The organism is Streptosporangium vulgare (assembly GCF_042428775.1).
GTDB classification, from domain to species: domain Bacteria; phylum Actinomycetota; class Actinomycetes; order Streptosporangiales; family Streptosporangiaceae; genus Streptosporangium; species Streptosporangium vulgare.
In genome coordinates, this window is sequence record NZ_JBHMBS010000011.1 from 303,077 (window position 1) to 325,858 (window position 22,782).

At 70.8% G+C, this 22,782-nt stretch carries 19 protein-coding genes; 11 read left to right on the forward strand and 8 right to left on the reverse strand.

Annotated elements, in window-relative coordinates; translation table 11 throughout:
* Positions 1–258 precede the first annotated feature (258 nt).
* A complete protein-coding gene (locus ACFFRH_RS24235) occupies positions 259–2,673 on the forward strand; it encodes an FdhF/YdeP family oxidoreductase (RefSeq protein WP_344746260.1) in 2,415 nt (804 codons plus the stop codon).
* A 46-nt stretch (positions 2,674–2,719) separates the two neighbouring features.
* Here ACFFRH_RS24235 and ACFFRH_RS24240 read toward each other — a convergent pair whose 3' ends face one another.
* The 4 genes from ACFFRH_RS24240 to ACFFRH_RS24255 form a co-directional block, all read right to left on the reverse strand.
* A complete protein-coding gene (locus tag ACFFRH_RS24240) occupies positions 2,720–3,862 on the reverse strand; it encodes an SRPBCC family protein (protein ID WP_344746261.1) in 1,143 nt (380 codons plus the stop codon).
* Positions 3,863–4,559: 697 nt separating this feature from the next.
* A complete protein-coding gene (locus ACFFRH_RS24245; protein ID WP_386159695.1) occupies positions 4,560–5,069 on the reverse strand; it encodes an SSI family serine proteinase inhibitor in 510 nt (169 codons plus the stop codon).
* A gap of 347 nt (positions 5,070–5,416) precedes the next feature.
* Positions 5,417–5,623: a hypothetical protein gene (locus ACFFRH_RS24250; protein WP_344746251.1), complete on the reverse strand. Its 207-nt coding sequence runs from the start codon at positions 5,621–5,623 to the stop codon at positions 5,417–5,419.
* Positions 5,613–7,229, reverse strand: coding sequence for a PspC domain-containing protein (locus ACFFRH_RS24255; protein WP_344746250.1), 1,617 nt, complete (start codon positions 7,227–7,229; stop codon positions 5,613–5,615). The genes ACFFRH_RS24250 and ACFFRH_RS24255 overlap by 11 nt, the downstream gene beginning before the upstream one ends.
* A 141-nt stretch (positions 7,230–7,370) precedes the next feature.
* On the opposite strand from ACFFRH_RS24255, the gene ACFFRH_RS24260 reads away from it, so the two are divergent.
* The 6 genes from ACFFRH_RS24260 (at position 7,371) to ACFFRH_RS24285 (ending at position 13,608) form a co-directional block, all read left to right on the forward strand.
* Positions 7,371–8,585, forward strand: a complete 1,215-nt coding sequence (locus ACFFRH_RS24260) for an ATP-binding protein (RefSeq protein ID WP_386159699.1) — start codon at positions 7,371–7,373, stop codon at positions 8,583–8,585.
* 139 nt (positions 8,586–8,724) lie between these two features.
* Complete coding sequence (locus ACFFRH_RS24265; protein WP_350970858.1) at positions 8,725–9,363, forward strand: response regulator; 639 nt, start codon at positions 8,725–8,727, stop codon at positions 9,361–9,363.
* Between the two features lie 66 nt (positions 9,364–9,429).
* Positions 9,430–10,899 carry a glutamate-cysteine ligase family protein gene (locus ACFFRH_RS24270; protein WP_386159703.1) on the forward strand — a complete coding sequence of 490 codons (1,470 nt, stop codon included), beginning with the start codon at positions 9,430–9,432 and terminating at the stop codon, positions 10,897–10,899.
* A 256-nt stretch (positions 10,900–11,155) separates the two neighbouring features.
* A complete protein-coding gene (locus ACFFRH_RS24275) occupies positions 11,156–11,830 on the forward strand; it encodes a neutral zinc metallopeptidase (RefSeq protein WP_386159706.1) in 675 nt (224 codons plus the stop codon).
* Between the two features lie 328 nt (positions 11,831–12,158).
* A complete protein-coding gene (locus ACFFRH_RS24280) occupies positions 12,159–12,422 on the forward strand; it encodes a WhiB family transcriptional regulator (protein ID WP_386159709.1) in 264 nt (87 codons plus the stop codon).
* Positions 12,423–12,540: 118 nt separating this feature from the next.
* Positions 12,541–13,608 carry a CPBP family intramembrane glutamic endopeptidase gene (locus ACFFRH_RS24285; RefSeq protein ID WP_386159744.1) on the forward strand — a complete coding sequence of 356 codons (1,068 nt, stop codon included), beginning with the start codon at positions 12,541–12,543 and terminating at the stop codon, positions 13,606–13,608.
* On the opposite strand, the gene ACFFRH_RS24290 is transcribed toward ACFFRH_RS24285, so the two are convergent.
* Both ACFFRH_RS24290 and ACFFRH_RS24295 read right to left on the reverse strand, forming a co-directional pair.
* A complete protein-coding gene (locus ACFFRH_RS24290) occupies positions 13,497–14,342 on the reverse strand; it encodes an ABC transporter permease (RefSeq protein ID WP_386159712.1) in 846 nt (281 codons plus the stop codon). The two genes, ACFFRH_RS24285 and ACFFRH_RS24290, sit on opposite strands and share 112 nt — an antisense overlap.
* A 286-nt stretch (positions 14,343–14,628) precedes the next feature.
* Positions 14,629–15,348, reverse strand: coding sequence for a PIG-L deacetylase family protein (locus tag ACFFRH_RS24295; protein ID WP_344746242.1), 720 nt, complete (start codon positions 15,346–15,348; stop codon positions 14,629–14,631).
* Positions 15,349–15,464: 116 nt separating this feature from the next.
* Between ACFFRH_RS24295 and pcrA the strand changes: the two genes are divergently transcribed.
* Positions 15,465–17,729, forward strand: a complete 2,265-nt coding sequence (gene pcrA / locus ACFFRH_RS24300; protein ID WP_386159715.1) for a DNA helicase PcrA — start codon at positions 15,465–15,467, stop codon at positions 17,727–17,729.
* Positions 17,730–17,793: 64 nt separating this feature from the next.
* On the opposite strand, the gene ACFFRH_RS24305 is transcribed toward pcrA, so the two are convergent.
* Positions 17,794–18,705, reverse strand: coding sequence for a hypothetical protein (locus ACFFRH_RS24305; protein WP_344746241.1), 912 nt, complete (start codon positions 18,703–18,705; stop codon positions 17,794–17,796).
* A gap of 275 nt (positions 18,706–18,980) precedes the next feature.
* Positions 18,981–19,976: a hypothetical protein gene (locus tag ACFFRH_RS24310; RefSeq protein ID WP_344746240.1), complete on the reverse strand. Its 996-nt coding sequence runs from the start codon at positions 19,974–19,976 to the stop codon at positions 18,981–18,983.
* A gap of 343 nt (positions 19,977–20,319) precedes the next feature.
* Here ACFFRH_RS24310 and icmB point away from each other — a divergent pair, with 343 nt between their 5' ends.
* From icmB to ACFFRH_RS24325, 3 genes are all read left to right on the forward strand, one after another.
* A complete protein-coding gene (gene icmB, locus ACFFRH_RS24315; RefSeq protein ID WP_344746239.1) occupies positions 20,320–20,727 on the forward strand; it encodes a coenzyme B12-dependent isobutyryl CoA mutase small subunit in 408 nt (135 codons plus the stop codon).
* 384 nt (positions 20,728–21,111) lie between these two features.
* Positions 21,112–22,293, forward strand: coding sequence for an ADP-forming succinate--CoA ligase subunit beta (gene sucC, locus ACFFRH_RS24320; protein WP_344746238.1), 1,182 nt, complete (start codon positions 21,112–21,114; stop codon positions 22,291–22,293).
* The coding region (locus ACFFRH_RS24325; protein WP_386159720.1) for a CoA-binding protein at positions 22,293–22,782 on the forward strand (490 nt) is incomplete at its 3' end. The genes sucC and ACFFRH_RS24325, both read left to right, overlap by 1 nt.

Below are 22,782 nucleotides of genomic sequence, written 5' to 3' on the forward strand. Positions count from 1 at the left end.
ACTTGTGCAGTGATGACACTTTTTTTGGGGTTGTGGGAAGTGGGGTAGCGGCCGGTCCCGCCTCCCCGGCCGCTGGAAATCGGTGCTCTGGGGGGCATGGCCGGATTCGAGAGGCCGTCGCGGGCCGGTTGGCGGTCCAAGCTTGGTCAAGGCCAGGGGGCTGTTTGACCTTGGTACGGGATCGGGGGCGGTAGACCGGAAATATTGCAGCATGTGCTCGCATATCGGGTATGGCTGCGCGATCTGGGGAGACCGCTGATGGCCGACGACAACGTTCCAGAGGAGATGCTCGGGCAGGGGCGTCCGGGGGTTCCGGCGCGGGGGCGGGGCCCCAACACCGGGGAGCCCTTCTCCAGGCGCGACTACCGGCACCCGGCGGCGGGCTGGGGGGCGGCGTTCAGCGTCGGGAAGGTGCTGGCCAGGACGCGGGAGCCGGTCGACGGGACGCGGGCGATCTTCCGGATGAACCACGAGAACTACGGCTTCGACTGCCCGGGGTGCGCGTGGCCGGACAGCACGAAGGGCCTGCGCCTGGACATCTGCGAGAACGGCATCAAACACGTCACCTGGGAGATGACTCCCAAACGGGTCGGACGCGCGTTCTTCGCCGCGCACACCGTCACCGAGCTGTCGGGCTGGAGCGACTTCGCGCTGGAGGACCAGGGCAGGCTGACCGAGCCGATGGTCTACGACCCGTCCTCCGACAAATATCTGCCGATCTCCTGGCCGGACGCGTTCGAGCTGGTCGGCGCGGAGCTCAGGAAGCTGGACAGCCCGGACGAGGCGTCGTTCTACACCTCGGGGCGGCTGAGCAACGAGGCCACGTTCCTCTACCAGCTGTGGGCCCGCGAGTTCGGCACCAACAACCTGCCCGACTGCTCGAACATGTGCCACGAGGCGAGCGGCCGGGCGCTCACCGCCGCGCTGGGCACCGGCAAGGGGACCGTCGACCTGGACGACTGGGGCAAGACGGACGCGCTGTTCATCATCGGCGCCAACGCGGCCTCCAACGCGCCGCGCATGCTCACCTCGCTGGCCGAGGCGTACCGCCGGGGCGCCCAGCTCGTGCACATCAACCCGATGGTCGAGGCCGCGGCCCGGAGCACGATCGTGCCGCACGACTTCCTGGCGATGGCGACCTTCCACGCCACCAGGACCGGCACCCTCAACGTGCGGCCGAGGATCGGCGGCGACCTGGCCCTGCTGCGCGGGGTCGGGAAGGTCGTGCTGGAGGCGGCGGAGACCGACCCGAAGGCGATCGACCGGGAGTTCGTCGACCGGTACACGCACGGCTTCGAGGACTACCGGCGGGCGTGCGCCGAGGCCACCTGGCCGGAGCTGGAGTTCCAGTCAGGGGTGGACGAGGCCCGGATCCGCGAACTCGCCGGCGTCTACATGCGGTCCGACCGCACCATCGTCAGCTGGTGCCTCGGCATCACCCAGCAGGAACACGGCGTCGACACCGTACGCGAGATCGTCAACCTGCTGCTGCTGCGCGGCAACATCGGCCGCGAGGGCGCGGGCCCGTGCCCCATCCGGGGGCACAGCAACGTCCAGGGCAACCGCACCTGCGGCGTCACCCACCGCCCGAGCGAGCACCTGCTGTCCCGGCTGGCCGAGGTGTGCGGCATCGACCCGCCACGGGCCCACGGCCTGGACACCGTCGGCACCATCGCGGCGATGCACCGTGGCGACGTCAAGGTGTTCGTGGGCATGGGCGGCAACTTCGCGCTGGCCGCGCCCGACACCGCGTACACCTTCCAGGCGCTTCGCAACTGCGAGCTGACCGTGCAGGTCAGCACCAAGCTCAACCGCGGCCACCTGGTGCACGGCAGGAAGGCGCTGATCCTGCCCTGCCTCGGCCGCACCGAGAAGGACCGGCAGCGCGGCGGACTGCAGGGCGTCACGGTCGAGGACTCGATGAGCATGGTGCACATGTCGCTCGGCATGCGGAACCCCGCCTCACGGCACCTGCTGTCGGAACCGGCGATCATCGCCGGGATGGCGCGGGCGACCCTGCCGCACAGCGCCACGCCCTGGCAGGGGTACGTCGACGACTACGACCGCGTCCGCGACACCATGGCCCAGGTCCTCGACGGGTTCGAGGACTTCAACCGCCGGGCCAGGCTCCCGCTGGGCTTCCGGATCCACCAGCCGGCCCGCGAGCTGGTCTTCCTCACCGAGTCCGGCCGCGCCGAGTTCTCGAACGTCCCGGTACCGGACGTCGTCCCGGCGGCGGGCCGCCTGACGCTGGGCACGATGCGCTCCCACGACCAGTGGAACACCACCATCTACTCCGACGACGACCGCTACCGGGGGGTCAAGAACCTGCGCACCCTGGTCCTGATGAACCGTGACGACATGCGCGAGCGGGGCCTCGCCGAGGCGGACCTCGTCGACATCACGAGCATCGCCAGGGACGGCAGCAGGCGCACCGTCCACGGCTACCGCGCCTTCGGCTACGACATCCCGCGCGGCAGCGCGGCCGGATACATGCCCGAGCTGAACCTGCTCTGCGGGATCGGCGACTTCAGCCCGCAGAGCGGGCAGCCGCTGACCAAGCACCTCACCGTCGAGATCACCCCGGTGACGGCCCGCGTGGCGGGCACCGACCGGCGCGGGACGAGGCGGGAACGGGTGCCCCGACGGGGCGGCGGTGCCGCGGACGGCTGAGCGGGACCGGACACGGTCGAGCGGGGCCGGACACGGCCGAGTGCGGCTAGCGCCGCAGGGCGCGGCGGATCAGCCAGGCGAGCAGGACGATGCCCGTCAGGGCGGCGACCAGGGGGGCGACGCGCTTGAGCAGCGGCAGGCCCGCCACCTCCAGGAGGTTCAGGGCCTCCTCGTCGGGGCTGAGCGAGGTGCGCGAGGTGCCCGCCGGGTGGCTCTGGCGGGACGCCGCCTCCTCGCCGACGGCGAGACCGGGCGGCGTCGGCACCGCGCTGAGGTGACGGCCCGGCCCACCCGGGATGCCGGGACCGTCCAGGCCCTCCGGGCCACCGGGACCGCCCAGCCCGAACGCCGCCGCACCCGGGGCCATGCCCTCGCGGCCCTCGCGGCCCTCGCGGCCCCCGTGGTCCTCGCCGCCCTCGTGGCCCTCCGAACCGTGGCCCTCCGAACCGTGTCCCGTCGAGCCGGCCGGGCCGGGGAACGCCGAGGCGGTGGTGCCGGGGCTCTCCGCGCCGGAGGCCGTCGAACCCGCGGGACCGGTGGACGCGGCGGGTGCGGGGGACACGGCCGCGGGGCCGGTGGACTCGGGTGAGCCGTCCGCATCGGCCGGGCGTGCCGGGCCGGGGCCCCAGGTCTCCGAGATCGCCGGAACGTCGTCGTCCGGCGCCTGGGCCGGGGGCGCGCTCCAGCCGCCCACGCCGGCCGTCCCGGAGGTCGTCTCGGCGGCCGTCTCCACGCCGGGGCCCTCGCCCAGCAGGCGGGAGAGGTTGGCCGCGAACCTGTCGATCAGCTTCCCGCCGACCTCGGCCATCACGCCCCGGCCGAACTGGGCCGGGCGGCCGGTCACGTCGAAGGAGGTGTCTACGGTGACCCGGGTGTTCCGGCCGTCGGGGTGCAGGCGCGCGACGACCGTGGCACCCGCCGTGCCCGGTCCCCTGGCCTCCTTGCCGGAGGCCCTGACGGTCATGGAGCGGGTGTCCTCGTCCACCTTCTCGAAGGCGGCCCGGCCCTGGTACGTCACCGTGATCGGCCCGATCCTCATCTTCATCCGGCCGGTGAAGGAGTCACCCTCGACCTTGTCCACGGCCGCTCCGGGCAGGCAGGGCGCGATCCGCTCGACATCGAGCAGCACCGGCCACGCCTGGTCGACAGGCACCGGAACCGTGAACTCGTGCTCGAATCGCATCGCCATCGCTCCGCTCCTCACGGTCGGCCGCTGTCGCGACATTGCGACTACACGGGGGCGTATTGCCAGTATGCCGCCCTGGAGGCCGATCGAGCCTTCCGCAGCGGTCCGTGACGGTCCGTGGCGGTCCGTGTCCGTGCGGTCCGCCAAGGTTCCACGGTCCGCACGGTCCCACGGTCCGCACGCCGGATCTGTGCCCGCTCTTGGTACTGCCCTCGTTGGCGGGGACGATGCGCGGATCCGCGTCGCGCCCCCATGCGGGGCGTCGTCCTCTCCCGGCCGAGGAAGAGCGGGCCGCAGCCGTCGTCCGGCTCCAGGTTTCCCGACATCATGTACATGGAGTTGCCCGGCTCCTGATTGAGGCCTTCTTTCGCCGCGAAATCAGATCTACCAGCAGGGGTACGGACGAATGGGTGAGTACGGAGCGCCAAGGTAAGACATACGTGACGCGACGGACAGTATGCCCAAGCGTGCGGTGATCTATGTCCGGATCTCCTGAGACAAGGGCGAAGGCGGCCTGGACGAGGGTGCGGGAGTCGCCGACCAGGAACGGCCGTGCCGGGAGCGGGTGACGGTCGCCCGCGAACGGCAGGCCGGGCAGGGCAAGGCAGGCAAGGCAGGGCAAGGCAGGTTCGGCGGAGGCCGCAGACCCTACGGGTTCAAGCGGGGGGCGGCGCTCTGCGCCACCGCCTGCCGGAGACGCTCACGGCCTTCCCACGGGCCCGCCATGGGAGACCTCGGAACTCGGGGCCAAAGATGCGAAGCCGGCCACCGCCCCGAGTGAACTGCTTAGCAGGCAAGAATTCCCGAAGGTCTGAGACGACAAGCTGAACCGGTCATCCCACACACCGACCGCCGATATTGTCACCGGCTCATACAGCCATGGACAGAACGTCCGCGCCGGAGGCGTGAATTTACCTACGTCGCCGTCCTTGGGCGCCAGGGCCACGCACGCCTCCCGCGCCTTCGGGTGCGTCCCTCCAACAAGCGGCGAACACTGCAACACCGCCACCTGAGTAGGTGGTGAAATGGTCGGTCCCCGCACGATCGTCAGCACCAGCGCCCGAGCTGACAGGTCTCTTACAGATACATCCGACGCATCCGGCGCTGGTTCACCCGGCGAACCGGCGCTCGCAGGCAACACTCCGAGCCCACCCATCAGGCCGAAGAACACCGCGCCAGAAAGCATCCACTTCGTAAGCCGCTTGTCCATGCCGTCCCCCAGCAGGCGAAACTCAACGCTCTAAGCGTGATCAAGAGCAACATAAAAACCAAGCACCGACATCTGGGACATAGGTCAAGACCTTGCAATCAGATAAGTCCTGGGAGCGGTAGCGCACCGCGCCGCCGTACGCCGCGGCACGCGCGTCCGCGCCGGGCAGACGTCTCCAGCCGCGCGACCGGCGGAACGTCCGGAGGCGTGGCGTTGACCAGGTCGGGTGACTCGGCGAACCCGGGAAGGCGGTGCGCGTCCGCGCCGCTCGCGGCACCCGGCCCCGCCGCCCCGGCGAAGAGCGCCCGTACGACCTCGTTCGGGCGGGCGACGCGAGGCTCGCGGCCCTAGCGCCGGATGACCCTGGCCAGGATGGCGACCAGGCCCGCGAAGCCCAGGCCGCTCACCAGGAGCGTGAGCATGACCAGCGGCTGGACGGACGGCTCGCTGATGAAGACGATGCCGGCCGCGATGAACACCATTCCGCTGAGCAGGGCCATCCAGTCGGTGCGGTGCGCGAGACGGCGCTCGGTCCTGTCGACGTCAGGCCGCACGGCGCACCTCCACGTCCCCGATGCCGGCCTTGATGTTCAGCACGATCGTCGCCACGTCGCCCTTGGGGGCCACCTCGGGCTCCAGGATCTTGTTGTGCTCGATGTCGGCCCCGCCCTCCACCACATGGTCGATCTTGACGTCCCCGAACTTGGTGGAGCCGTTCACCTCGACCCTGGCCGTCGAGGGCAGGATCACGCTGATCTCGCCGACCGAGACCGAGGCGTCCACGATGGTCCTCGAGCCCGGTGGCAGGACCAGGTCGCCCAGGTCGAGCCTGCCCTCTCCCACGCCCACCGAGTAGGTGCGGGCCACCTCGGACAGGGTGGCGGGCTCCCAGGTGTAGTTGCCGAACCTCTTCGGCATGCCGCCCAGCATGGACCCCGCGATCAGGGCGATCGACAGGACGGTGCCGGTCGCGACCAGTCCCGCTCCCCGGCCGAACCAGGTGGCGATCAGCAGGCCGGCGCCGATGACGACGAGCGCCGCGCCGCCGACGACCGTCATGTTGACCGGTCCCGATGCCGACTGGATCGCCACGATGATCCCTCCAACGATGATGGCCAGACAGATGGTGAAGCTCCCGACGAGCGACCTGCGCCGCCGCGGTCCGGGCGGCGCCACCACCGTTCCTCCGTACGCGGACGGGTCGTAGGGGGAGTACGGCTGCTGCCGCCTCCGGGGATCCAGAGGCTGGTAGGGGCCGTACGGCGAGAAGGGCTCGCCGGAGGAGTCGAACGACGGCCTCGCGGCGCCGTACGGGCCGTAGGGGCCGGGCGGGGCGTCCCTCGGCCCGTGCTCCGGTGACGCGGCGGGCCCCTGGGGCCTGCCGGGCGCCTGCTCCGCACGGTTCCCGGAGGCGGACATGGCCTGGGTCCAGGGGGTGGAGGGCGGGGGGGCCGTCGCGGCTCCCGGTCCGGCCGCGGGCGCGTACGGCTCCGTGACCGTCTCGGCGCCCGGCTGGGCGGCCGCGTGGATGGTGGGAGACGCGGCGGCGTGGGCGGCCGGATCCCGCTCGCCGACGGGCCGCTGCCCGGCGGCGGTGCCCGGCGCCGGGGCGGCCGGGCCGGGCCACTGACCGGCGGGGGACGGGGACGGGGGGCGGCGCCTGCGCAGCCGTTCGGGCAGCGACCTCGCCACGGCCAGCAGGTCGACCCCGCGGGAATGGGCGGCGAGCAGGGCGATGGCGAACACCGTGCCGACCACGACCGTGCCGGTGCCGATGCCGTCCGAGGAGACGTTGACGATCAACCCGAGGGCGAACAGGCCGGTCAGCAGGGTCAGGACCGTCTCGCTGTCGAAGTCGCGCCGGATCCACTGCTCCAGGTAGCCGGGGCTGCCGTCGGTCTCGCGCATGAGCAGGAACGCCGCGACGTAGAGCATGATCCCGATTCCGGAGCCGAGCACCAGCACCGCGAAACCGACCCGGAGCACCACGGGATCGATCCGGGCGTATCTCCCCAGACCTGCGCAGACGCCCGTGAGCATGCGCCCCTCGTTGCTGCGCTTCAGGCCGCGCTCCTCGGAACGCTCCCGGGAGCGCTCCTCGAAGGGGGAGGAGGCGGACGGCGAGCTCGCCGGATCCTGGGCCCGCCCGGTGTCGTTCATGTCCTCATCGTGGCCTTTCCCGGTCCGAGATGCATCCGGGAGACCCCTGAGTCGTCCCGGAGAGGGTACGTCTCTCTCAGGGTCGCTTCAGGGGAACGCCTGATGCACTGGCAGGCTGGTTCATGTGACGATGCTGACGATATGGCTGACCGACAGACAGTTCGTGACGCGGCGCCCGTGATGACCGAGGACGCCCCCTTCCCCCGCCTGGTGAGACCGGTGGAGGGGCGGCTCGTCGCCGGGGTGGCCCAGGGGGCCGCCGCCCAGCTCCGGCTCGACCCGGTCGTGCTGCGGCTGGCCTTCGTGCTGCTCACCGTCCTGAACGGGTTCGGAGCCCTGGCGTACGCCGCCCTGTGGATGTTCACCCCGCGCGAGCCGTACGAGGGCAGGGAGCCTGGGAGAGACTGGAGCCAGCTCGTCGCGTACGGCGCGATCGCGATGGCGCTGATGGCCCTGGGCTGGCTCACCGGCACCTCGGACACCGGGATCGGGGCCTGGCCGATCGCGGTGGGCGGCATCGGCTCGCTGATCCTGTGGCAGCAGGCCGACCCCGACCGGCGGCAGCGCTGGATGAGCAACACCGTCGGGCAGGTCCGCCAGAACCGGGTCCGTACCTTCCTCGGGCTCGTGCTCGTCGTGGTCGGCGCGATCGGCTTCCTGGTGGCCAACGACGAGCTGGGCAACGCCCGTCCGGGCATCGTGTTCACCCTGGTGGTCGTGGGGGGTGTCGCGCTGATCGCGGCGCCCTGGCTGGCCGCCCTGTGGAAGGAGCTGCAGCGCGAGCGCCGCGAGCGCATCCGGCAGGAGGAACGCGCCGAGGTGGCCGCGCACGTGCACGACTCGGTGCTGCACACGCTCACGCTCATCCAGCGCAACGCCCAGGACCCGCGCGAGGTGATGCGGCTGGCCCGCTCCCAGGAGCGGGAGCTGCGCAACTGGCTCTACCAGCCCCAGCAGGACGCCGACGCGTCGGTGGCCGCGGCCGTGCGGCGGGTCGCGGCCGAGGAGGAGGACGCGCACGGGGTGCCGATCGAGGTCGTCTGCGTCGGCGACGGCCCGCTCACCCCCGAACTGTCCGCGATGATGCAGGCCGCGAGGCAGGCCATGGTCAACGCCGCGAAATACTCCGGGTCCGAGGTCGTCTCCGTGTACGCCGAGACGGAGCCGGATGAGGTCACCGTTTTCATCCGAGATCGGGGAATCGGGTTCGACATGGGCGATGTGCCCGAGGATCGTATGGGTATCCGCCAGTCGATCATCGGCAGGATGGAGCGCCACGGGGGCAGCGCCCGGGTGCGGACCGAGCCCGGCGAGGGCACGGAAGTGATGCTGACCATGAAACTGGAGAAGACGTGAGCGGCGAGCGGGCCACGACACGGCGAACCGGGGCCCCGCCCTCGGGCTCGCGGCGGGCCGGAGTCCTGCGCGTAGGATCACGGCGAGGATCGCGGCAGGCCGGAGAGCGGCCCCCGGGACCGCGAGGGGAAGAAGTCCGATGAGTGTGGTGAAGGTCCTGATCGTCGACGACCACCGTCTGTTCCGCTCCGGCGTGCGGGCCGAGCTGGGCGACTCCATCGAGGTGATCGGGGAGGCCGAGGACGTGGAGTCCGCGGTCAAGGCGATCGCCGCGCTGGGGCCCGACGTGGTCCTGCTCGACGTGCACATGCCCGGAGGCGGCGGCCAGGAGGTGCTGCGCCGGGTGCTCGGCGCCGGTTCCACGGTCCGCTTCCTCGCCCTGTCGGTCTCCGACGCGGCGGAGGACGTCATCGGCGTGATCCGGGGCGGTGCCAGGGGATACGTGACCAAGAACATCAGCGGGCGCGAGCTCACCGACGCGATCCGCCGGGTGGCCGAGGGCGACGCGGTCTTCTCCCCGAGGCTGGCCGGGTTCGTGCTGGACGCGTTCGCCTCCAGCGAGGCCCCGCCGATCGACCCCGAGCTCGACTCGCTCACCCAGCGCGAGCGCGAGGTGCTGCGGCTGATCGCCCGCGGTTACGCGTACAAGGAGATCGCCAAGGAGCTGTTCATCTCGGTGAAGACGGTGGAGACCCACGTCTCGTCCGTGCTGCGCAAGCTGCAGCTCTCCAACCGCCACGAGCTGTCCCGCTGGGCCACGGCGCGGCGCCTGGTCTGAGCCTCCGCGCTTTCGCATCCCGCGTGCTTCTGTACGAGTAGTTACTTCTGTGCGACTCTGCGAAGTATGGGACGCGATGTGCCTGCGATGGTGTTCAGCCGCGAGGACCGGCGGCGCTACCGGGACAAGGTCCGCCGGTGCCTTGACGTCTTCGCGCAGATGCTGCGCGAGTCCAGATTCGAGTTCGAGGAGCCCAAGGCCGGGCTGGAGATCGAACTCAACCTCGTGGACGAGCGCGGCGAGGCGGCCATGAAGAACATCGAGGTGCTGGAGGCGATCGCCCAGCCCGACTGGGCGACGGAGCTGGGCCAGTTCAACGTGGAGATCAACGTCCTGCCCGAGTCCCTGGACGGCGACGGCGCGGCCCGGCTGGAGAGGGTGATCAGGGACCGGCTCAACCACGCCGAGGAACGGGCCCGCACCGTCGGCGGGCACATGATGATGGTCGGCATCCTGCCCACGCTGCGAGAGAGCGACGTACACGAGGGCACGCTGTCGGCCAACCCCCGCTACAGGCTCCTCAACGAGCAGATCTTCGCGGCGAGGGGCGAGGACCTGCACCTCTCGATCGAGGGCGAGGAGTTCCTGGAGGCCTACGCCGACAGCATCACGCCCGAGGCCGCCTGCACGAGTCTCCAGCTCCACCTCCAGGTCAGCCCGGAGGCGTTCGCCGCCAACTGGAACGCCGCCCAGGCCATCGCGGGCCCCCAGGTGGCGCTGGCGGCCAACTCGCCGTTCCTGTTCGGCCGCAGGCTCTGGCAGGAGACCAGGATCCCGCTGTTCGAGCAGGCCACCGACACCCGCCCGGTGGAGCTGAAGACCCAGGGGGTACGGCCCAGGGTGTGGTTCGGCGAGCGGTGGATCACCTCGGTCTTCGACCTCTTCGAGGAGAACGCCCGCTACTTCCCCGCGCTGCTGCCCCTGTGCGACGAGGAGGACCCGCGCGAGGAGCTGGCGCGCGGGATCACCCCGCAGCTCGGCGAGCTGACCCTGCACAACGGCACCGTCTACCGGTGGAACCGGCCGGTCTACGCGGTCGTGGACGGCACCCCGCACCTGCGGGTGGAGAACCGGGTGCTGCCCGCGGGGCCCTCGGTGGCCGACGTCGCCGCCAACGCCGCCTTCTACTACGGGCTCATGCGCGTCCTGCCCTACGCGGAACGCCCGGTGTGGACGCGCATGTCGTTCGCCGCGGCCGAGGACAACCTGCACGCCGCCGCCCGGTACGGCCTGGACGCCCGGCTCTTCTGGCCGGGGCTCGGCGAGGTGGTCGCGTCCGAGCTGGTCCTGCGCCGCCTGCTGCCGCTCGCCCACGAGGGACTCGACCTGTGGGGGGTGGACCCCGGGGTCAGGGACCGGCTGCTGGGGATCGTCGAGCAGCGCTGCCTGACGGGCACGACCGGGGCGAGCTGGCAGATCGACGCGGTGAACGCGCTCGGTGACCTCGACAGGCACGAGGCGCTGCGCCGGATGACCCTGCGCTACATCGAGAACATGCACACCAACGAGCCCGTCCACACCTGGCCGTCCCTGTGAGATCGCCTACGGGATCGCCACGGGACCGCCGGGGGGCGTCGCCGGAATCGCGTCCGGGACCGCCAGGGCCGCCTGTGAGGTCCTCGCCAGGAGCGCCGGGACAGGCTGTGAGGCCCCCATCGGGAGCGCCGGGACCGCGCCTGAGGTCGCCGGGGCCGCTGATGAGGCCCGCCGCGAGCCCCCGCCCCCGTGCCCGCCGGTCCCCGGTGGCGCCGATCCCTCGCGCGGGAGCCTTGGACTCCGTCACGATGGGCCCATGAGAGCGTTCTCCCTTTGCCTGGCCTTGGTCCTGGCCGCCGTCACCGCCTGCGGGAGCGTGGGGGAGGGCACGGAACCGGAGGCGGCCCCCACCGGTGAGGAGGCCACACCCAGCGCGCGCGGGCAGACGTTCGAGTCGGACGTCGAGCTGGCCAGGGAACTCACCGAGGCCTACTGGAAGCAGACCTTCTCCGCGGCCGGGCTGACCTACCGCCCGGTCACCGAGTTCGTCGCCTACCGGGGAGAGGACGGGCCCGACTGCGGCGGGCAGCCGTCGGTGCCGAACAACGCCTTCTACTGCCCGGTGGGACACTTCATCGCCTACGACGAGAAGTGGATGAACGGCCTCTACGAGGAGATGGGCGACGGCTCGGTCTACGTGATCATCCCGCACGAGTTCGGGCACGCGGTACAGGCGCAGCTGAACACGACGTTCCGCCTGAACGTCGAGCAGGAGCTCCAGGCCGACTGCTACGCCGGGGGAACCCTGGGGGCACTCGTCAAGGGCGGCTCGCTGCAGACCGAGCCCGGCGACGAGGACGAGCTCCTGATCAACCTCGCCGCCGCGGGCGACCCCACCGACGACTGGCTGCGCCCGGACGCCCACGGCACGGCGGGACAGCGCCAGGAGCTGTTCGCCAAGGGATACGACCAGGGGACGACCGCCTGCTGAGACCCCGCCCGCTTCGCCTCCGCGCTTCGTCCCGGTGCCTCGTCCCGGCGCTTCGGCGCGCGGTGGCGGGCACCGAAGCGGGCCCCGGCGGCGCGGGGTGTCGCGGAGGTGTCACCGCAACGGGCCACGGGGACGCGGGACGTGGCGGGGGCTCGGCGGGAGCGACGCACCCCCGGAGTACGCCCTGATGGGGATCCTGATGGGGGATTACGCCGCGACGGGGCAGTAAGCCGCGATGAGTACGTGTGAATCCGTCAAGAGGCTGATGTCCCGCCGTCGAGGTCGACCTAGTCTGGCTGAGGACGGTGAGTCACCAGGGGGCGGTGTCATGCGGATGATGATGCGGGATATCGGCTGGGCCGTGCGGGGTGCCTGCGGTACGAGCGACCCCGAGCTGTTCTTCCCGTTGACACAGTCACCCGAGCACGAGGCGCGGGCGAAGGCGGTCTGCGAGCGGTGCCCGGTGCTGAAGGAGTGCCGGGCCTACGCGCTCCGCGCGGCCGAGCCCGAGGGGATCTGGGGCGGCCTGACGGTGCGGGAACGCCGCAGCCTGCGCTTCCCCGCCGGCTGGCGTCAGGCCGCCGCGAGCTGAGCCCTGATCACGTAGCCTCGAACCGGACTCCAGGGGATCTCGAAGATCGAGATCCCCGGCGCGACCCGGCACGCGGGGCGCGGGACGGCGTCCGAGGGAGTCGGGGGCAGTCGTGAGCATGGAGCGCGAGCCGGGGCGAGCCGCCCGCACCGGACTCCAGGTGGTGCCGGGTGCGGGCGCGGTCGTGCCGGCGGGGCGAGGTGTGTCCGCGGGCGTGCCGGCGAGCGCGGTGGCCGTGCTGGTGGCGGCCAACGTGCTCAACAACCGCCTGGCGCCGAGGCTGGCACCGCTGACCTCGGCCGCGGCCACCGGCGCGCTGGTCGTGATGGCCCGCCGTTCCGGCCTCTCCTGGGCCGAGCTGGGATTCCACCGGCGCGCGCGGGGCCTGCGGATCGGTGGTGCGCTCGCCTCCGCCGTGGCCGCGGCCTACACCGTGGGCATCGCCGTCCCGGCCACCCGCCGGTTCTTCCGCGACGAGCGCGCCCTGTCCCTGTCTCGCGCCCGCGCGCTGGAGGAGGCCCTGCTCCAGGTGCCGGTCGGCACGGTCCTGCTGGAGGAGGTCGGTTTCCGAGGGGTGCTGCACGCCCTCGTCGCCCGCTCCCACGGCCACGGTACGGCGACCGCGGTCTCCTCGGTTCTCTTCGGACTCTGGCACATCCTGCCCGCCGTCGACATGATGGCCGCCAACCCCGCCCTGAGCCGCCTGGCCGCGGGGGAGGCCCTCGACGCTCCGGCCGCCCGTGCCCCCGGTACGGAGGGCGCGGGGAACGGATCGGCGAGCGAGCACACCCCCGGCGCGTCGGAAACGCCCACCGGATCGGACGCGCAGGGCGCGCAGAGCGCACAAGGCGCGCAGGGCACGCAGGGCGCTCCGGATATGCAGGCCACGCAGGCCACGCGGGGTGTGCCGGGCGGATCCGGGATCCCCGGGAAGGCGCCCGCGTGGCAGGTGGCGCGTGTCGTGTCCGGGTCGGTGGTCACGACGGGCCTCGCCGGGATGCTCTTCACCGAGCTGCGCAGGAGGGGAGGTCTGGCCGCTCCCGCGATGTTCCACGTCGCGACCAACTCCCTGGGCTACCTGTTCGCCCGCCTGGCCCCGCCGGACCGCGCCCACCCGGTCCACCCGGTCCACCGGGCCCATCTGACCCGCCCGGCCCCGCCGGAGGAGCCCGCCCCGGGCCGCTGACCGCCGCCGAAGAGGCCGCGGGCGGCGAGCTCGACCGTGACGACTACGGCCACCGCCTCCGCGGCCAGCAGCGCGACCAGCACGACGAGCTGCACCACCCCGGCCTGGAGTGGGCCGGCCCCGCCCAGGAGCATCCCCACGAAGGCGCCGGGCAACGTGACCAGGCCCACGGTTCCCGTCTGGTCCAGCGCGGGCACCAGCGCCTGCGCCGCGGGCGGCCGGCAGATCTCCAGCGCCGCGTCCCGCTCGGAGAAGCCCAGCGAGAGCGCCGCCTCCACCTCACCGCGCCGGTGGGCCAGCTCGTCCAGGGCCCGCCGTCCCGCGAGGGCCGTGGCCGTCAGGCACCCGCCCAGCAGGATGCCCGCGATGGGGATCAGCGTGATGCCCAGGGGCGGGACGACGCCGCTGCCGAACAGCAGCGCCAGGACCGGTACGGTCCCGGCCGCGATGGGCGCCGCGGCCCACCGGACGGCGGGACCCGAGGTGATCCTGCGTCCCGCGGTCACGCTCGCCACCGCGTACATGACCAGCACGAAGACCGTCACCGCGAGCGCGCGCTCGACTGCCCACACGATGATCAGGGACACCGCGCCGAGCTGGGCGGCGGCCCGCAGGCACGCCACGAGCACCGCGGACGCGTGCCCGAGGCTGCCGAGCCGGGCGACGGCGGCGGCTCCGATCGCCAGCAGGAGGACGACGACGGAGGTGGCGAGCGACAGATGGATGCTGTTCAACGGCGCGGACTTCCCGTCGGGTGCCTTCCGGGTTCCCAGGTTCCCAGATCTCGGGTTCCTGATGCTGACCGGATTGCCGGGTTCCCGACGATGGCTGGATTCCCGGGTTTCCAATGGTGACCGCTTCCCGGGTTCCGGGTTCCCGACAGTGACCGCGCTCTCAGGTCCCGATGGGGATTGTGAGGAGGGCCAGGCTCCGGCTTCTCCCTCCGGATGCCCTCAGGGCTCCCGGTGGAGCGGCGGTCCGGTCGTGGCCCTTCCCCGGCGGTGGTTCGCCGCTCGGGGGTCAGGCGGTGGGGACCCGCTGGAAGGCCTCGACGTAGCGGCCCTCGCCGAAGCCCGCCTCGGCGGCGATCTGCGAGAAGCGGCCCCGCAGGAAGTCCTCGAAGTCCTCCAGGTGGCCGATCTGGCTGGCGTGGGCGCGCAGGGCGGCGAGCTTGCGGTCGAAGGTGTCGGTGATGTCCACGTGGTGGTCGGGCGTCGGGCCGCCGTTGAGCCAGACCTCGCGGACGGTCCACGCCTCCAGGCCCTCGTCGAGCAGCAGCGACGGGAAGGTGTACGGGTTGCGCGCGTCGGGATAGACGGCGTCGAGGGCACAGCCGCCCACCGCGCGGTGGTCGGGGTGGCTGGGGGCGATGAACCGGTGGTTGCGCTCGGGACTGTGGGTGATCACCAGGTCGGGTCTGACCTGACGGATGACCCGGGTGATGTCGCGCCGCAGGTCCAGGCTCTGCACCACGGTCCCGTCGTGGTGGCCGAGATAGCGCACGTCGGTCACGCCGACGGCCTTGGCGGCGTTGGACTGCTCGGTCCGGCGCAGCTCGGCCATGCCGCCGTTGTCCAGCTCGCGGTCGAAGCCGCCCGCGTCACCGTCGGTGACCACGCAGTAGGTCACCTCGACGCCTCGGTCGGTGAACAGCGCGATCGTGCCCGCGGCGGCGAAGTCGACGTCGTCGGGGTGTGCGGTGACCGCCAGTACGCGGCTGATCTCGTTCTCAGAAAGCATGGAAGCCCCTCCGTTGTCCCCGTACCGCTTCGTCATCACAACCGTGAGCGGGTCCGCCCGCATTCCTTCGCGGTGGCTGGACCCGGTTGTCGGTCGGTCGTTCTAACCTAGGGGACGTGTCGATCCCAGCCTCTTCCCTGACCCATCCGTTGCTCGACGGGCTCAACCCCCAGCAGCGCGAGGCCGTCGTGCACCACGGCAGCCCCCTGCTCATCGTCGCGGGCGCGGGTTCCGGCAAGACCCGGGTGCTGACCCACCGCATCGCCTACCTGCTGGGCGAGCGGGGCGTGCAGCCGCAGGAGATCCTGGCGATCACCTTCACCAACAAGGCCGCGAGGGAGATGAAGGACCGGGTCGACCGGCTCATCGGCCCGCGCTCGGCGGCGATGTGGGTGATGACCTTCCACAGCGCGTGCGTGCGGATCCTGCGCCGCGAGGCCAAGCGCCTGGGCTTCCCCACCAGCTTCTCCATCTACGACCAGGCCGACTCCCAGCGGCTGATGGCGATGGTCTGCCGCGAGATGGACCTCGATCCCAAGCGCTACCCGCCGAGATCGTTCTCCGCCCAGGTCAGCAACTTCAAGAACGAGCTGATCGACTACGAGACGGCGTCGGCCCAGGCGTCCACCCACCTGGAGCGCAAGCTCGCCGAGGCGTACCGCAACTACCAGCAGAAGCTCACCGAGGCCGGAGCGATGGACTTCGACGACCTCATCATGCTGACGGTGACGCTGTTCCAGATCTTCCCCGACGTGGCCGAGCACTACCGGCTCCGCTGGCGCCACATCATGGTCGACGAGTACCAGGACACCAACCACGCCCAGTACACCCTGATCCGCGAGATCGCGGGCCGTCCCGAGCCGCGCACCGCCGACGGGGGCCTGGTCAGGGAGGGCGGGGAGGGCGGGGTCGCCCCGGCCGAGCTGTGCGTGGTCGGTGACGCCGACCAGTCGATCTACGCCTTCCGCGGCGCGACGATCCGCAACATCCTGGAGTTCGAGCGTGACTACCCGGAGGCGAGGACGATCCTGCTGGAGCAGAACTACCGCTCCACCCAGACGATCCTGTCCGCCGCCAACGCGGTGATCTCGCGCAACGCGAGCCGCAAGCCCAAGAACCTCTGGTCCGACCAGGGCGCCGGGGCGAAGATCATCGGCTATGTCGCCGACAACGAGCACGACGAGGCCATGTTCGTCGCGCAGGAGGTCGACAGGCTCACCGACCACGAGGACGTCGTGCCCGGCCAGGTCGCGGTGTTCTACCGGACCAACGCCGCCTCCCGGGTGTTCGAGGAGATCTTCATCCGGACCGGCCTGCCGTACAAGGTGGTGGGCGGGGTGCGCTTCTACGAGCGCAAGGAGGTCCGCGACCTGCTCGCCTACCTGCGCTTCCTGTCCAACCCGAACGACGTGGTGTCGCTGCGCCGCATCCTCAACGTGCCCAAGCGCGGCATCGGCGAGCGCGCCGAGGCGATGGTCGAGGCGTTCGCGGCCAGGGAGCGGATCCCCTACTGGGAGGGGCTCCGCCGGGCGGACGACGCGCCGGGCATGGCCACCCGCTCGCTCAAGGCGATCAAGGAGTTCGTCGCGCTGATGGACGAGCTCATGGTGAAGGCCGACGACATGACGCCCTCGGAGCTCGCCCAGGAGGTGCTGGCGAGCACCGGCTACCGCCTGGAGCTCACGGCCTCCAACGACCCGCAGGACGAGAGCCGCCTGGAGAACCTGGACGAGATGGTCTCGGTCGCCTCCGAGTTCGAGGAGGCCAACCCCGAGGGCACGCTGGTGGAGTTCCTGGAGCAGGTCTCCCTGGTCGCCGACGCCGACCAGATCCCGGCGGCCGACGGGGGCCAGGGCGTGGTGACGCTGATGACGCTGCACACCGCGAAGGGTCTGGAGTTCCCGGTGGTGTTCCTCACCGGCATGGAAGACGGCGTCTTCCCGCACATGCGCTCGCTCGGCGAGCCCAAGGAGCTGGAGGAGGAGCGCCGCCTGGCCTACGTCGGCATCACCCGGGCCGAGCAGCGTCTGTACATCTCCAGGGCGGCCGTCCGCAGCTCCTGGGGCTCACCCGCGTTCAACCCGGCCTCCCGGTTCGTCGCAGAGATCCCGTCCGACCTGGTCGACTGGCGCAGCGACCCGGAGAAGAGCGCCTGGAGCGCCGCCACCCGCCGCGACTCCCGCCCCGCCCCGGCGAGGAAGCCCGGCGGCAGGCAGATCCCCAACCTCACCCCCGGCGACCGGATCACCCACGACCAGTTCGGCCTGGGCACGGTCGTGTCCGTGGACGGCGTCGCGGAGAAGACCAAGGTCAAGATCGACTTCGGCGGCGGGGGCGAGAAGACCCTGCTGCTGGCGTACGCGCCCCTTGAGAAGCTCTGACCTCCACGGATGAGCGTCCGGCGCCCGGGTCGTTCGGGCGCCGGCCACTCGGGCCGTGTGCCGTTCAGCCCTTGAAGATCTCCCCGATGGGGTCCTCCGGCTGGGTGGTGTCACCGATGAGCTCGTCGAAGTCGGCCACCTGGTCGGCGGGCGGCGCCTTGATCGTGACCTTGGTGCCCCAGCCGGTGTAGCGGGTGTCGTTGACGTAGGTCAGCTCGGTGCTGTTGAGGCCCCGGGTGGACTCCGTGTACGACGACACGACCCGGCGGACCAGCTGGTCGGAGCCGAGATAGATCTTCCAGGTCACCGGAAGCGTCGCGGACCTGCCGGTGGGCTTCCTGCCCAGCAGCGTGCGGACCGCGGGGGAGACCTTGAAGAGCTCGGCCAGCGTGATCGTGCCCGAGTGGACCGTGGTCCGGGTGCCGTCCCACGTCCCGCCGGGACGCTTGGCGCGGGTGTGGGCCAGGGTCGTCCTGAGCGTGCCGGGCTCGACGGTGCTGATGATCTGCTGGACGGCGCTGACCAGGGAGAGTGTGTCACCGGGCGTGCGCAGCCACTTCTTGCCCTCGGGCATGGACTCGGCGAAGACACCGCCCGAGGTGTAGCTGACGCCCTTCAGCGAGAGCGTCCGTGACGGGGTGAACAGGCCCTTGAGCTCGTCGCTGTCCGGGAGGGGCAGGCTGAACTTGGTGGTCAGGTCCGAGGCGACCAGGCCGGTCCTCCCGAACTCCAGCACACCGCTCCGCCGGGTGAAGATCGCCCGGTTCTTCTTGCCCTCACCGACGATTTTCGTGTTCTCGGCGAGCTTCACGCCCCGGTGGGTCCTGAACTGGCGCTTCAGCGCCGAGACCGGGTCGGCCGCGGTGGCCTGGGTGGTCCGGACGGCCTTGGCGCTCGCCGGGGCGACGGTCACCAGCGTGGGAACGATCAGGGCTGCCATGGTGGCGCCGGTCAGGGTGGCGATGATTCGCCTCATCGAGGGGGTCCTCCCGTATGGGTCCTCGCGTCGTCGCGGAGGGTGGACCAAGATTCTTACCTAAATCCCGAAATGTCGGATCAAGAATCGACAGAGGCGTCGGGATCGGGAGCCATGGGGTCGGCCGTTCCGGGCGGCGGGGATTCCCCGACGGGACAGGTCCCGTGCGGGGCGGAGAACGCCGCGAGCCGCGCCCGGCGGGTGAGGCCCGCCGGGCGCGGCTCGGGTGATTCGGGTATTTCGGGTGGTTCGAGGGGGCGATCAGCGCGGAAGGATCACTTGACCGTGAGCAGCGGAATGGGCGTGTCGGCCGCGAACCGCTCGTTCAGTTCCTTCATCGTGGAGATCTGGTCGGCGGGCGGGGCGTCGATCGTGACCTTCGAGCCCCAGCCGCTGTAGCGGGTGTCGATCGTGGAGGTGGGCCCGTTCGCGAAATCCGAGGACGAGGTCGTCAGTCGTACGGGGAGGCGGTCGGCGTTGAGGAACAGCCGCCAGTTGACCACGAGCTTCGCCTGCTGCTTGGACAGGGGGGCTTCGTGCGCGACGCGGAACCACGGTGAGACCTTGTGGAGCTCACCAAAAGTGATCTTTCCCGAGTAGGCGGTCGGGCGCTTGACCGTGGCGTGCGCGAGAAGAGCCTTGAGGGTCGCGGGTTCGGTGGGGTTGACGAACTGGCCCAGCGAGCCGGTCAGGCCGAACGTGTCCTGCGGGTACACGAGCCAGGGCTTGTCCTGCGGCAGGAACTGGCCGAATGCCCCGCCCCAGATATACGCCTTGTTCTTGACCCGCACGACTCGTTCGGGCTCGGTCAGCCCGGAGAACAGCCTGTCGAGGTCCTTCTCCGTCTCGGTCTTTTCGATGTCGTCCTCTTCCGCGCCGAAGGTATTCTCTTCGGTGTCGAATGCGAGGAGGTCCTCCTCGAACCGCAACTGGGTGGTGTGGTCCGACGCCTCGACTCCGGAGGCACCGAACTGCAATTCACCCTTGCGGTGGGCGAGAATCGTGCTCTTCTTGCCGCTTCGAATCTTGAGGGTGTCGACGAACGCGACGCCGTTGCCGCTTTTGAGCTGGCTCTTCAGCGCGCTGATCGGATCGGCGGCCTGCGCGTGCGCGGTCGATGCCAGCGCCGGAACGCCCAGCACTGCCGTGGCGGCGCACGCCAACCCGGCGATGTATCGCTTCAAGGGGAAGTCCTCCTGATTGACCCCTCCGCCCCGACGAGGGAGGGGAGGAATAGTCTTGCAGAGCAAGATCACGAAATAGTAGCGCATTTGGAGGATTGCCTTGAATTAATTGTGCATATTTGGTGCAGGGGCATCCTCCAGGCTTTTGGGGGCTGTCGTCCGGCCACGCCCGGGGACAGGAGTTTGTTTCCGGACAACCACGGACGGTTAGTTTCCCTTTTTCGTTGATCTTCGATTCCGCCGCGCATTCCGGCGCCTTTGGCCGAGGTGCGGCCGACGGGGAGACGGGCCGTGACGCCGTATGGAAAGGCGGTGAGGTTTGTGCCGCTGTACCGTGGTTCGCGGTGGCCCGCCGAGCCCGGCGCGGCGCGGCCGGTTACGCTGCGGACAGCTCCCACGTCGCGAGGGGAGCGCAGACAAGGAGGTCTGGATGGATGCCGTGTCAAGGATCCGCGTCGTCATCGCCAAGCCGGGGCTGGACGGTCACGACCGGGGCGTGAAGATCGTGGCGCGGGCGCTGCGGGACGCCGGGATGGAGGTCGTCTACACCGGCCTGCACCAGACGCCCGAGCAGATCGTGCGCACCGCGATCCAGGAGGACGCCGCGGCGATCGGGCTGTCCATCCTGTCCGGCGCGCACATGACGCTCTTCGCCAAGGTGCTGGAGCTGCTGAAGGAGAACGACGCGGGCGACATCGTGGTGTTCGGCGGCGGGATCATCCCCGAGGCCGACATGCCCGCGCTCCAGGAGATGGGCGTCGCGCGCGTCTTCACCCCGGGGGCCACCACCCAGGAGATCGTCGACTGGGTGCGGAGCGCGATCCCCTCGCCCGTCTGACGATCCCCTCACCGGCCGGACGGTCTTCCCGCCCGTCCGGCGATCCCCGCTTCCACCTGCCGGTTCTCCCGCCCGCCTGACGGTCCCCGCTCGTCCGACGGGTCCCGCCGTACCTCTCGCCGGTGCTCCGGCCGCCTCTCGCCTGTCTGACGAACCTCTGACAGATCACCCGCCGACCCGGTGAACCGGCTCGCGGGACCGGCGGCCGGGCCGGCCGGTTCGGCGCGAACAGCATTCGGGGCGTACGATCTGGAACCCGGTTACCTGGTCATGCCATGAGGCGGGCTAGGCTTCATTGGCGCAAAACCGCCGGGCTCCCCCTTGGATCATGGAGTCGGCCCGCTCACATCTATACACCAGCCGGACAAGCAAGGACGGACCCTCGTGGACCTGTTCGAACATCAGGCGAAGGAGCTCTTCGCGGAGTACGGCATCCCGGTGCCGCGCGGCGTGGTCGCGCACACCGTGGAGGAGGCACGGGCGGCAGCCGAGCAGCTGACCGGCCGTGTCGTTGTCAAGGCCCAGGTCAAGACCGGTGGTCGAGGCAAGGCCGGTGGCGTGAAGGTCGCCGACGACGCCGACGACGCCGAGCGCAAGGCCACCGACATCCTCGGCATGGACATCAAGGGCCACACGGTCCACAAGGTCCTGATCGAGGAGGCCAGCGCGATCGCGGAGGAGTACTACTTCTCCTTCCTGCTCGACCGCGCCAACCGTACGTTCCTCGCCATCTGCTCGGCGGCGGGCGGCATGGACATCGAAGAGGTCGCGCACAGCGCCCCCGAGAAGGTGGCCAAGGTCCCGATCTCCCCCCTGGACGGCGTCGACCGGGCCAAGGCCCGTGAGATCGCCCAGGCCGGAGGGCTGCCGGAGGCCGCGCTCGACGGCGCCGCCGAGCTCATCGAGAAGCTCTGGTGCGCCTTCGTCGACGAGGACGCCTCCCTCGTCGAGGTCAACCCGATGATCCTGTCCGCCGACGGCCAGGTGAAGGCCCTCGACGGCAAGGTCACCCTCGACGACAACGCCTCCTTCCGCCAGACGGACCACGCGGCCTTCGAGGACAAGGCCGCCGAGGACCCGCTGGAGGCCGCGGCCAAGGCCAAGGACCTCAACTACGTCAAGCTCGACGGTTCCGTCGGCATCATCGGCAACGGCGCCGGCCTGGTCATGTCGACCCTGGACGTCGTCGCCTACGCGGGCGAGGCGTTCCCCGGCCGGCCCAAGCCCGCCAACTTCCTCGACATCGGCGGCGGCGCCTCGGCCGAGGTGATGGCGGCCGGCCTGGAGATCATCATCTCCGACCCCGCGGTGAAGTCGATCTTCGTCAACGTCTTCGGCGGCATCACCGCCTGTGACGCGGTCGCCAACGGCATCGTCTCGGCGTTCCAGCTGCTGGACGCCCGCGGTGAGAGCGTGAGCCGCCCGCTCGTCGTCCGTCTGGACGGCAACAACGCCGAACTCGGGCGTCAGATTCTCTCCGACGCCAAGCTCTCCGGCGTCGAACTGGTGGACACCATGGACGATGCGGCCAAGCGCGCCGCCGAGCTCGCCGCGGTAGGTGCGTAATGGCCATCTGGCTGAACGAGAACAGCAAGATCATCGTCCAGGGCATGACCGGCGGTGAGGGCACCAAGCACACCCGCCGGATGCTCGCCTCCGGCGCCCGCGTCGTCGGCGGCGTGAACGCCCGCAAGGCGGGCACCGTCCACGAGGGCCTGCCCGTCTTCGGCACCGTCGCCGAGGCGATCAAGGAGACCGGCGCCGACGTGTCGGTCGTCTTCGTGCCCCCGGCGTTCACCAAGGACGCCGTCAAGGAGGCCGTCGACGCCGAGATCCCGCTCTGCGTGGTCATCACCGAGGGCGTCCCGATCCACGACACCACCGAGTTCTGGGCGTACGCGATCGCCAAGGGCGGAAAGACCCGGATCATCGGGCCCAACTGCCCCGGCATCGCCTCGCCCGGCGCCTCCAACGCGGGGATCATCCCGGCCGACATCACCAGCGCGGGCCGCATCGGCCTGGTCTCGAAGTCGGGCACGCTCACCTACCAGCTCA

Coding starts and splice junctions, on each gene's coding strand:
- ACFFRH_RS24235 (WP_344746260.1), top strand. CDS start 259: ATGGCCGACGACAACGTTCCAGAGGAGATGCTCGGGCAGGGGCGTCCG.
- ACFFRH_RS24240 (WP_344746261.1), bottom strand. CDS start 3,862: ATGGCGATGCGATTCGAGCACGAGTTCACGGTTCCGGTGCCTGTCGAC.
- ACFFRH_RS24245 (WP_386159695.1), bottom strand. CDS start 5,069: ATGGACAAGCGGCTTACGAAGTGGATGCTTTCTGGCGCGGTGTTCTTC.
- ACFFRH_RS24255 (WP_344746250.1), bottom strand. CDS start 7,229: ATGAACGACACCGGGCGGGCCCAGGATCCGGCGAGCTCGCCGTCCGCC.
- ACFFRH_RS24260 (WP_386159699.1), top strand. CDS start 7,371: ATGGCTGACCGACAGACAGTTCGTGACGCGGCGCCCGTGATGACCGAG.
- ACFFRH_RS24265 (WP_350970858.1), top strand. CDS start 8,725: ATGAGTGTGGTGAAGGTCCTGATCGTCGACGACCACCGTCTGTTCCGC.
- ACFFRH_RS24270 (WP_386159703.1), top strand. CDS start 9,430: ATGGGACGCGATGTGCCTGCGATGGTGTTCAGCCGCGAGGACCGGCGG.
- ACFFRH_RS24275 (WP_386159706.1), top strand. CDS start 11,156: ATGAGAGCGTTCTCCCTTTGCCTGGCCTTGGTCCTGGCCGCCGTCACC.
- ACFFRH_RS24280 (WP_386159709.1), top strand. CDS start 12,159: ATGCGGATGATGATGCGGGATATCGGCTGGGCCGTGCGGGGTGCCTGC.
- ACFFRH_RS24285 (WP_386159744.1), top strand. CDS start 12,541: ATGGAGCGCGAGCCGGGGCGAGCCGCCCGCACCGGACTCCAGGTGGTG.
- ACFFRH_RS24295 (WP_344746242.1), bottom strand. CDS start 15,348: ATGCTTTCTGAGAACGAGATCAGCCGCGTACTGGCGGTCACCGCACAC.
- ACFFRH_RS24305 (WP_344746241.1), bottom strand. CDS start 18,705: ATGAGGCGAATCATCGCCACCCTGACCGGCGCCACCATGGCAGCCCTG.
- ACFFRH_RS24310 (WP_344746240.1), bottom strand. CDS start 19,976: ATGCGCTACTATTTCGTGATCTTGCTCTGCAAGACTATTCCTCCCCTC.
- icmB (WP_344746239.1), top strand. CDS start 20,320: ATGGATGCCGTGTCAAGGATCCGCGTCGTCATCGCCAAGCCGGGGCTG.